This window comes from Mycobacterium interjectum (assembly GCF_900078675.2).
Lineage (GTDB): Bacteria > Actinomycetota > Actinomycetes > Mycobacteriales > Mycobacteriaceae > Mycobacterium > Mycobacterium interjectum.
In genome coordinates this window covers 4,604,751-4,613,518 of the sequence record NZ_LT546237.1, presented here as the reverse complement: position 1 = coordinate 4,613,518, position 8,768 = coordinate 4,604,751, and the positions used below count along the sequence as shown (strand labels likewise).

The 8,768-nt window shown below is 70.5% G+C and carries 6 protein-coding genes and 5 pseudogenes; 7 read left to right on the top strand and 4 right to left on the bottom strand.

The genetic code is table 11. From position 1 onward, the window contains the following. Positions 1–837: pseudogene (locus tag BN4348_RS56855) on the top strand (hypothetical protein); the annotation flags it as partial. Here BN4348_RS56855 and BN4348_RS56850 read toward each other — a convergent pair. Beyond that, a pseudogene (locus BN4348_RS56850) lies at positions 821–1,429 on the bottom strand (glycosyltransferase); the annotation flags it as partial. The pseudogenes BN4348_RS56855 and BN4348_RS56850 sit on opposite strands and share 17 nt — an antisense overlap. Before the next feature lie 225 nt (positions 1,430–1,654). On the opposite strand from BN4348_RS56850, the pseudogene BN4348_RS56845 reads away from it, so the two are divergent. The 6 genes and pseudogenes from BN4348_RS56845 to BN4348_RS62270 all read left to right on the top strand — a co-directional run. After that, positions 1,655–2,370: pseudogene (locus BN4348_RS56845) on the top strand (class I SAM-dependent methyltransferase). Between the two features lie 41 nt (positions 2,371–2,411). Beyond that, complete coding sequence (locus tag BN4348_RS56840) at positions 2,412–3,881, top strand: aldehyde dehydrogenase (protein WP_066917418.1); 1,470 nt, start codon at positions 2,412–2,414, stop codon at positions 3,879–3,881. 329 nt (positions 3,882–4,210) lie between these two features. After that, positions 4,211–4,342 carry a hypothetical protein gene (locus BN4348_RS62280; protein ID WP_264033831.1) on the top strand — a complete coding sequence of 44 codons (132 nt, stop codon included), beginning with the start codon at positions 4,211–4,213 and terminating at the stop codon, positions 4,340–4,342. Positions 4,343–4,431: 89 nt separating this feature from the next. Beyond that, on the top strand, positions 4,432–4,998 hold the full coding sequence (locus BN4348_RS56835) for a TetR/AcrR family transcriptional regulator (protein ID WP_066917422.1): 567 nt from the start codon (positions 4,432–4,434) through the stop codon (positions 4,996–4,998). A gap of 179 nt (positions 4,999–5,177) precedes the next feature. After that, a pseudogene (locus BN4348_RS63170) lies at positions 5,178–5,789 on the top strand (PE family protein); the annotation flags it as partial. Then, a pseudogene (locus BN4348_RS62270) lies at positions 5,749–5,913 on the top strand (MFS transporter); the annotation flags it as partial. The pseudogenes BN4348_RS63170 and BN4348_RS62270, both read left to right, overlap by 41 nt. A gap of 181 nt (positions 5,914–6,094) precedes the next feature. On the opposite strand, the gene BN4348_RS56825 reads toward BN4348_RS62270, so the two are convergent. From BN4348_RS56825 to BN4348_RS56815, 3 genes are all read right to left on the bottom strand, one after another. Then, complete coding sequence (locus tag BN4348_RS56825) at positions 6,095–6,391, bottom strand: hypothetical protein (RefSeq protein ID WP_066917416.1); 297 nt, start codon at positions 6,389–6,391, stop codon at positions 6,095–6,097. A gap of 12 nt (positions 6,392–6,403) precedes the next feature. After that, on the bottom strand, positions 6,404–7,906 hold the full coding sequence (locus BN4348_RS56820) for a class I adenylate-forming enzyme family protein (protein WP_066917415.1): 1,503 nt from the start codon (positions 7,904–7,906) through the stop codon (positions 6,404–6,406). Positions 7,907–7,973: 67 nt separating this feature from the next. After that, complete coding sequence (locus BN4348_RS56815) at positions 7,974–8,765, bottom strand: crotonase/enoyl-CoA hydratase family protein (RefSeq protein WP_066917414.1); 792 nt, start codon at positions 8,763–8,765, stop codon at positions 7,974–7,976. Between the last annotated feature and the right edge of the window lie 3 nt (positions 8,766–8,768).

Here is an 8,768-nt window from a genome sequence, read left to right as displayed (position 1 = left end):
GTGGTGGCGCGCCGCCGCGCGGCGGTGCCGCTGCTGGCGCTGGCGGCGGTGTCCGTGGTGGTGCCCGCGGTTTTGGCGACGGGCCCGGGTTTGCACGCGCTGCGGGCGCTGGCCGGCGCCGCGCCGGGCTTCGGCATGCTGCGCGACGGGCAGAAGTGGGTGGCCCTGGCGCTGCCGGGGTACACGCTGGCCGGCGCCGGCGCCGTGGTGACGTTGCGGCGGTGGTTGCGGCCGCCGGTGGCGGCGGTGGCCTGCTGCCTTGCGCTGATCCTGGCGCTGCCGGACCTGGCGTGGGGCGTCTGGGGCAAGGTCTCTCCGGTGCGCTACCCGCGGGGGTGGGCCGCGGTGGCGGCGGCGATCAACTCCGATCCGCGGACGGTCGCCGTGCTGCCGGCCGGCACCATGCGGCGGTTCTCGTGGGCGGGCCCGGCGCCGGTGCTGGATCCGCTGCCCCGCTGGGTGCGCGCCGACGTGCTGAGCACCGGCGACCTGTCCATCTCGGGGGTCGTCGTGCCCGGGGAGGGCGATCGCGCCCGGGTCGTACAGGATCTGCTGCTGAACGGGCCGGATCCCGGCGCGCTGGCCCCGGCCGGCGTCGGGTGGCTGGTCGTCGAATCGGACAGCGCGGGTGACATGGGCGCGGCCGCGCGCACCCTCGGCGCGCTGACGCCGGTCTACCGCGACGACGAGCTGGCCCTCTATCGGATCGGCGGCGACACCGCCGGGGTCTCGCCGGATCGGCGCACCGCGACACTGATCGCCCACCTGGCCTGGCTGGCGATGCTGCTCGGCGGCGCCGCCGGGGCGGTGCTCTGCCGGGTTAGACGACGCCGCTGACGAACTCGCCGGCCCGCACGGCTTCGAGCACGCTGCGCATCGCGTCGGCGCTTTGGGTCCAGGAGAACTCGCCGCTGCGCGCCTGGGCCTTGGCGCCGAGTTGATCGCGCAGCACCGGGTCGGACAGCAGCTGCTCGAGTCGATCCACCAGCTCGGCCCGGCTGTCCACCAGCATTCCCGTCACCCCGTCGACGACCGAGTCCGACAGGCCCCCCGAGGAGCGGTAGCCGATGGTGGGCACCGCGTGCTGGGCCGCCTCGACCACCGCCAAACCCCAGCCCTCCTTGCGGGACGGCAGCACGTGCACCCAAGAGCTTTGCAGCACATGGTGTTTGGTGAGGTCGTCGACGTGGCCGTGGAAGGTCACCGCGCCGGACACGCCGAGCCGTCGCGCGTGGTCGACGAGCCGCTGCCGCCACCAGCCGCCGCCGACGATGTCGAGGTGCAGATTCGGCAGGCGCCCCCGCAGCACCGCGACGGCTTCCAGCGCGTCCTCGATCTGCTTGTGCGGCACCAGCCGCGACAGCACCACCACCCGGGGCGCCGCCGAGCGCGGGCCGGCCCACGATGCCGCCCGCGCCTCCTCGAGGCCNTTCCCGAGGCGGCCAGCTGCGCGCCGACGCGCTGCAGATAGGCTTCGCTGCCGCCGCCCTGCGGGTGCCCGGTGTCGCGCCAGCACAGCAGCAGGACGGAGCGGAGAGCAGACATTACTGGTCAGCCTAGCCGTCGCAAACGTGACGCTGGCGTCACGCTCGGCGCCCAACGTGACGCTGCCGTCACGTTGGGCGGGTTTGAAGCCCGGCCGTAGGGTTGGCCGGTGGCCGTCACTGACGTTTTCGCGCGGCGGGCAACGCTTGGCCGCTCGTTGCGGCTGCTGTCGGAGTTCCGCCACGAGCGCTCGGACCCGGCCCGCTTCTACCGCGCGCTGGCGGCCGACACCGCGGCGATGGTCACCGACCTGTGGCGCGGCGTCCATGGCGCGCCACCGGCCGGCCGCACGCCTGGCCCGTATACACCTCTNAACCCGACCCCAGCGAGATGCACGCGGCCGGGCCGGCTTTGGTGCGTGAGCCGGGCACCTTCGTGCGCGCCTCGGGCATGGTGCTGCCGTTCGCCGACGACTCCGTGGACATCTGCCTGTCGTCCAACGTCGCCGAACACGTGCCGCGGCCGTGGCAACTCGCTGACGAGATGCTGCGGGTGACCCGGCCGGGCGGGCTGGCCGTGCTGTCCTACACCGTGTGGCTCGGCCCGTTCGGCGGCCACGAGATGGGCCTGACCCACTACCTTGGCGGTGCCCGCGCCGCCGCGCGGTACGCCCGCAAGCACGGCCATCCGGCCAAAAACAACTACGGGTCGTCGTTGTTCGCGGTGTCGGCCGCCGACGGCCTGAGCTGGGCCGCCGGCACCGGCGCCGCGGTGGCCGCATTTCCCCGCTACCACCCCCGATGGGCATGGTGGCTAACGTCGGTGCCGGCGCTGCGCGAGTTCCTGGTCAGCAATCTCGTGCTGGTGCTCGCACCCCGAGAATGAAACATGTTCTCGTTTTGCTTCTGCTTGGGTAGGGTGGCGCCATGACCGACGTGAAGACCGAATACGACAAACTTTTCATCGGCGGCAAGTGGACGGAGCCGTCGACCTCGGAAGTCATCGAGGTGCACTGCCCGGCCACCGGCGAGTACGTCGGGAAGGTGCCGCTCGCCGCGGCGGCCGACGTCGACGCCGCGGTGGCCGCCGCCCGCGCCGCCTTCGACAGCGGGCCGTGGCCCACGACGCCGCCGAAGGAACGCGCGGCAGTCATCGCCAAGGCGCTGCAGCTGCTCGAGGAGCGCAAGGAGCAGTTCGCCACGCTGCTGGGCGCCGAGACCGGCCAGCCGCCGATGACCATCGAGACGATGCACTGGATGGGCTCGATGGGGGCGATGAGCTTCTTCGCCGGGCCCGCCGTCGACCAGGTCAAGTGGCGGGAGATCCGCAACGGCTCCTACGGTCAGACCATCGTGCACCGGGAGCCGATCGGGGTCGTCGGCGCGATCGTGGCCTGGAACGTGCCGCTGTTCCTTGCGGTCAACAAGCTGGGCCCGGCGCTGCTGGCCGGCTGCACGGTCGTGCTCAAGCCGGCCGCCGAAACGCCGTTGACCGCAAACGCTTTGGCCGAGGTGTTCGCCGACGCCGGCCTGCCCGAGGGCGTGCTGTCGGTGGTGCCCGGCGGCATCGAGACCGGGCAGGCGCTGACCTCCAACCGGGACGTCGACCTGTTCACCTTCACCGGCAGCTCGGGCGTCGGCAAGGAGATCGGCCGCCGCGCCGCGGAAATGCTCAAGCCGTGCACGCTGGAGCTCGGCGGGAAGTCGGCGGCCATCGTCCTCGAGGACGTCGACCTGGCCGCCGCGGTCCCGATGATGGTGTTCTCCGGGATCATGAACACCGGGCAGGCCTGCGTGGGCCAGACCCGCATCCTGGCGCCGCGCTCGCGCTACGACGAAATCGTCGACGCCGTAAGCGCTTTCGTCCAGGCGCTGCCGGTCGGGCTGCCGTCGGACCCGGGCGCCCAGATCGGTTCGCTGATCTCGGAGAAGCAGCGTGCCCGCGTCGAGGGCTACATCTCCAAGGGCATCGAGGAGGGCGCGCGGCTGGTGTGCGGCGGCGGCCGTCCCGAGGGTCTGGACAGCGGATTCTTCGTGCAGCCGACCGTTTTCGCCGACGTCGACAACAAGATGACGATTGCCCAAGAGGAGATCTTCGGGCCGGTGCTGAGCATCATCCCCTACGACACCGAAGAGGACGCGATCAAGATCGCCAACGACTCGGAGTACGGCCTGGCCGGCAGCGTGTGGACCACCAACGTGCCGCGGGGCATCGAGATCTCCGAGAAGATCCGCACCGGGACCTACGCGATCAACTGGTATGCCTTCGACCCCTGCTGCCCCTTCGGCGGTTACAAGAACTCAGGCATCGGCCGCGAGAACGGGCCCGAGGGCGTCGAGCACTTCACGCAGCAAAAGAGCGTGCTGATGCCGATGGGCTACACCGTCGAGGGCTGACTCGCGTGCGCGCCGAGCGTGCATCCAGCGCGAAAATTTTCGCCGATTTTCGCACCGGGTGCACGTTCGGCGTTTTCGCCCCCGTTGCGCGGGGCGGCGCGGCGCCGAGGGCCGGCAGCCTGCGGCGGGCGGGTGAAGAGCAGCCCGCGATTATGCACTAAAGCATAGAAAACGGATCGCTATGGTTCGCGCGACCAGCGCCTTTGAGGGCGCCCGCATGCCATCCGGCGTGATCCGAGACTTACTTAGGGAATAAAATTGCTTACTCAACCGATGTCTTATATGCTTCTCAGCATAATCAAGGGCCGCACTCAGGCCGGGAGAAAACAATGTGGATCATCGAACTCAACATCGCCGGCTACCAGTTCACGCGCGAGATGCCCGACGTGAAGCGCCGTCCCTTCCGCTTCGGCCCGCGTAACATGCACTGGCCGGTAGCGCGGCATTCACACGCTGCATGACGCTCGCCACGGGAGGTACGACAGTGCCGACTCAAACCGACGCCAAGGCGGAACAGACGCCGACAAAGCGCTGCGATACGCGCAAGAAGATGCTGCTGAGCGCCGCAGAGGTGATGCGCGAGCGCGGGGCCGCCGGGGTGACCATCGATGAGGTGCTCGCACGTAGCGGCGCGCCGCGCGGCTCGGTGTACTACCACTTTCCCGACGGGCGCAATCAGATCCTGGCCGAGGCACTGCGGTACTCCGGTGACTCCGTCACCGCCATGATCGACGACGCCGCCGGCTGGGGCGCGAGGGCCCTGCTGCGCGAGTTCGTCGAATTCTGGGAGCGCCTGTTGGCCGAGAGCGACTTTGCCGCCGGCTGCGCCGTGGTCGCCGCGGCGATCGGCTCCGACGACGCCGACCCCAAGCTCTCCGCCGAGGCGGGCGCCATCCTGGGTCGGTGGTGCAACGCGTTGAAACGGGCGTTTGCCAACGACGGCTTCGACGACGCCGATGCGGCGTCGCTGGCGGTGACGTCGATCGCCGCCCTGGAAGGCGCCGTGGTGCTGTCGCGCTCGACGCGCAGCACCGACCCGCTGCGCCAGGTGGGCGAGCAGCTCGAATTTCTGATCAAAGCAAGGGAATTCGTCGTACGCAATGGGATCCCCGGCTAGCACAGCCGCCGTCCGCCAGGCACCGCACGCGGTGCGAGTGGACCCCAGGTTTACCCGCGGACATTTGCTGGGAATTTTGGCCTACGCTTCCTGAGGTCGCGTTACGATTTGCTCCTCAACCCAGGCTCGATGTCGCCCCATGCCGGCGACACCGAGCCGCACTGTGCCGGAGGTGCGGAATGTCTTTCGTCATCGCGCAACCCGACCTGGTGGCGGCGGCCGCCACGGATCTCACGGGTGTCGGTTCGACCCTCAGCCAGGCCAACTCGGCCGCGGCGGCCCAGACCACGCAACTGGTGGCGGCCGGCGCCGACGAGGTGTCGGCCGCGGTGGCCGCATTCTTCGGCGCGCATGCGCAGGACTACCAGGCCGTCAGTGCCGGCGCGGCGGTGTTTCATCAGCAATTCGTCCACGCCTTGAACGCGGGCGGGGCCGCCTATGCCGGCGCCGAAGCGGCCAACGCGGCGGCCACGGCCAACCCGTGGCAGGTCATCCAGCAGGACATCCTCAACGCGATCAACACGCCCACCGAGCTCCTGCTCCAGCGCCCGCTGATCGGCAACGGCACCAACGGCTTGCCGGGGACCGGCCAGAATGGCGGCGCCGGCGGCATCCTATGGGGCAATGGCGGCAACGGTGGGTCCGGCGCGGCCGCGATCGGGTCCACTAACGGAGGGACGGGCGGAAACGGCGGGGCCGCCGGGCTGTTCGGCCACGGCGGGGTCGGCGGGGCCGGCGGCGTGAGCAACGTCAACGCCAGCGCCGGCAGNGGTGCTGGGCGGGGCGCTGGGTGTGCTCGTGTACACCGAACTGTGGGTCGGCTTCACCGCCGTGAGCGCCCTGCTGATCCTCGGCCTGGCGCAGACCCTGGTCAGCTTCCGCGGCAACTCGCTGATCCCCGGCCTCGGCGGCAACGGCGGGGCCAGCGTGGGCGGCAAGGCCAATGGGGGCGACGGCGGAAACGCCCAACTCGTCGGCAACGGCGGCGCCGGCGGCAACAGCGCCGGTGCCGGCGCCAGCCTGGGACAGGGCGGCAACGGCGGGTTGCTGCTCGGGATCCCGGGCCCCAATGGGCACGCGGGGCCTTAGCTGACGATCAGTCGCTGGCGGGCAGCGGCTTGACCTCTTTGAGCTGCAGCGCGGTCTGCCCGACGCTCAGGCTTCCGGCGCCCGGCTTGGTCACCAGCACCTCGGCGCCGGTCTCGTCGACGTAGCGCTTGCCCATCACGGTGCCGTCGGCGAAAGCCGGGTCGAGCTCCCCGGACCGCTCGCCCCCGATCGGCACCATCGGCGCGCCGCCGCAGCGCAGGTCGTCGAGGCTGTCGGCGCTGCGGACCACGATGACCTGGGTGTCGCACACCTGGCTGGCGAGGCGGGTTCCGTTCTTGACCATGTCTTCATCCTTCTACTGCTGGGCGGGGGTGGTGGCTCGAAGTTTCTCGACGATCTCGCGGCGCAGCACCTTGCCCGTCGGGGTCGTCGGCAGTTCGTCGGCGAACACCACCCGGTCGGGCGTGCGCGACCCGCGCAAACTCTTGCGCACGTGCTCGCGAAGTTCCTCCGGGTCGGGATCGATGCCCGCGGCGGGCACCACCACGGCGACGATCGCCTGGCCCCACTGCGGGTCCTCGACGCCGACCACGGCGACGTCGTGGACGTGGGCGTGCTCGATGAGCACCTCCTCGAGCTCGGCGGGCGCGATGTTCTCCCCGCCGCGGATGATGGTGTCGTCGCTGCGGCCGCTGATGAACAGGTAGCCGTCCTCGTCGAGCAGCGCGATGTCGCGGGTCGGAAACCAGCCGTCCTCGTCGAGCACCGAACCGATCCCGGTGTAGCGCCCCGACACCTGCTCGCCGCGCACGAACAGCTCGCCGCTTTCGCCCGGCGGAAGCACCGCGCCGTCCTCACCGCGGATCTGCAGCTCGATGCCGGGCACCGGGCGCCCCACCGAGCCCAGCCGCTTGGCGACGTGATCGGCCGACGCCGAGTGCGCCTCGCGGTGGTCGTCGGGACCCAGCACCGCGATCGTCGAGCTCGTCTCGGTCAGCCCGTAGGCGTTGACGAAGCCCACGTGCGGCAACAGCTCCAGCGCCCGGCGCACCAGCGGCAGGCCCACCTTGGATCCGCCGTAGGCCAGGCTGCGCAGCGACGGCAGCTCATGCCCGCCGCCCTCGAGGACGGTGACGATGCGGTCCAGCATGGTGGGCACCACCGTCGCGGTGCTCACCCGCTCGGCGGCGACCAAACGCACCCATTCGTCGGCGTCGAAGTTGGTCAGGTAGACCATCTTTCGGCCGGCGTAGAGGTTGGACAGCGCGGCGCTGACCCCGGCGATGTGATAGGGCGGCACGCAGATCAGCGCGGCGTCGCTGGGTTCGGCCGACTCGAATTCGACGGTCCCGGTGACGTAGCTGGTCAGATTGTTGTGCGAGAGCTCGACGGCCTTGGGCTGCGACGTGGTACCCGACGTGAACAACACGATCGCGACGGACTCCGGGTCGGGGAACTCGGCGGCAGGCTCGCTGTCCCGCGCCGCCGCGAGGAATTCGTCGGACGACATCACCCGCTGCGATGAGCCCCCGATCATGTCGCGGTAGCGGTCGTCGACGATCACCAGCGGTTCGGGCAGCCGCGCGATCAGCGCCTGGATGCCGTCGGCGGATAGCCGGTAATTCAGCGGCGTGCAGGCCAGCCCGGCGCGCGCGCTGGCGAAGATCAGCAGGGGCAGCATGGCGCCGCCCACGCCCACGTAGACCACGTGCTTGGACCCGGACGCCGCGATGACGCCGGCGCCGCCGTCGGCGAGATCGCTGAGCTGCTGCGTCGTCAGGCGCAGGTCCCCATCGACAAGCGCGGTGCGCCCGGGGTTGCTCGAAGCGGCCATCTCCAGCAGCAGCGAAATGCTCATCCTCGATCTTTCCGGATCCCCACACCTTTACAAAACTCAGTCACAGTGTAACCCGTCGGGTCGAACGTCAGGTGCCCGTCCAGCGCGCCGGGCGCTTCTCGGCGAACGCGATCGCGCCCTCCTTGGCGTCGTTGGACACGAACACCGGGGCCAGGATCTTGTTCTGCTCGGCCCACATCGTCTCCGGGGTCCAGCCGCGGGACTCGACGATGATCCGCTTGGTGGCGGCGACGGCGAGCGGACCGTTCGCGGCGATCTTCTCCGCCAGCGCGATCGCGGCCTCCAGCGCCTGGCCCGGCTCGGCCAGCACGTTGACCATCCCCAGTTCGTGGGCGCGCTGCGCGGAGAGGTTCGCACCGGTGAGCGCCAGCTCCATCGCGATGGCCGGCGGGATGCGCACTGGCAGCCGCAGCAATCCGCCACCGCCGGCCACCAGGCCGCGCTTGACCTCGGGGATCCCGAACGCCGCGTCCGTGGAGGCCACGATCAGGTCGGTGGCCAGGGCCAGCTCCGTGCCGCCGGCCAACGCGAATCCCTCCACCGCCGCGATGAGCGGCTTGACCGGTGGACGTTCGGTGAAACCCATGCCGCGGCCCTCGACGATGGGCACCTCGCCCCGCGCGAACGCCTTCAGATCCATCCCCGCGCAGAACGAGCCGCCGGCGCCGGTGATGATTCCCACGGACAGGCCGGTGTCGCCGTCGAGCCGATCCACGGCGTCGGCCAGGCCCCGGGCGACCGCGGCGTTGACCGCGTTCTTGGCCTTCGGCCGGTTGATGGTGATGATCAGGATCCGATCCCGCTGCTCGACCAGGACTTCGGGTTCGGGATTGGTGGCCTCTTCGTTCCCAGTGCTCACGGT